Origin of the sequence: Candidatus Sororendozoicomonas aggregata, assembly GCF_031528575.1 — a bacterium.
GTDB classification, from domain to species: domain Bacteria; phylum Pseudomonadota; class Gammaproteobacteria; order Pseudomonadales; family Endozoicomonadaceae; genus Endonucleibacter; species Endonucleibacter aggregata.
In genome coordinates, this window is the sequence record NZ_JAVLSP010000201.1 from 1 (window position 1) to 1,035 (window position 1,035).

A 1,035-nucleotide genomic window follows, 5' to 3' on the forward strand; every position below is an offset into this window, starting at 1 on the left:
GGCTCTTAATGGATTCCGGGGAGTCGTCAGAAATACGGTTTTCCCGACTACAAAAACCGAGTGTTTCAACGTAAAACAGCTTCACTATGAAGCTTTATGATCTCCTCGACAACCATAAGTGCTATGAACGCATACGTCAGATACGCTGGCCTGATAGCGTGACCTGCCCTCGCTGCACAAGTGATAACATTACCCGACAAGGTAAGGATGAATCACAGCCCGAGAAACAGCGCTACTTTTGCAAAGGCTGCCAGCGCAAGTTTGATGATCTGACACTTTCCGTCTTTTCGGGGCACCATCAATCACTGAAAATCTGGGTGAGCTGCCTGCATCTGATGTCACTCAATGTGTCGAACCGTCAGATTGCTCAAGAGCTTGACCTGAATATCAGTGACGTTCAGAAAATGACTGAGCAGCTTAGACAGGCAGTGCACGATAAACGCCCTGATGTTACCCTCGATGGCGAGGTGGAATGCGACGAAGTTTACATAGTTGCAGGCCATAAAGGCCAACCAAAAGCCGTGAAAAAAAAGGACGGTCAGGGCGACGAAACAGGCTGAGAGGAGCTCGTGGACGAGGCACTCTGGAAAAAGAAAAGCCTCCAATTTTTGGTATGATTCAGCGTGGTGGCCAGGTTGTGATTCGTATGCTTGCCAATGTTAAACAAGCTACCATCAAGCCACTTGTTACAGCAACCATCGAATCTGGCGCATTGGTATATACCGATGAGTACGTTATCTATAACAAGCTCCCAGAGTGGGGTTATGGACATAAGTCAGTCTGTCATTGAGACGGTCAATATGCCCGTGATGAAGACGGTGATGGCTTTCATGAAATTCATGTGAATACCATGGAAGGGTTTTGGTCACTGCTGCGCTCTTGGTTACGCCCTCATCGGGGTATATCGCAAGAGAAGTTGCCGCTGTATTTGGGGTTCTTTGAATGCCTGCATAACATCAGGAAGCGTGGGAAAGCGGCTCTATCCGGCCTTCTGGAGGTGTTGTTTGGATAACTCCCCGGAATCCATTAAGAGCC

General features: G+C 48.3%; 2 protein-coding genes. Both read left to right on the forward strand.

Going from position 1 to position 1,035, the window contains the following annotated elements; all coding sequences use genetic code 11:
• The first annotated feature begins 86 nt into the window (after positions 1-86).
• Positions 87-560, forward strand: coding sequence for an IS1/IS1595 family N-terminal zinc-binding domain-containing protein (locus tag V4C51_RS17780; protein ID WP_330927505.1), 474 nt, complete (start codon positions 87-89; stop codon positions 558-560).
• 23 nt (positions 561-583) lie between these two features.
• Complete coding sequence (locus V4C51_RS17785; protein WP_476577899.1) at positions 584-790, forward strand: transposase; 207 nt, start codon at positions 584-586, stop codon at positions 788-790.
• The last annotated feature ends 245 nt before the right edge of the window (positions 791-1,035 follow it).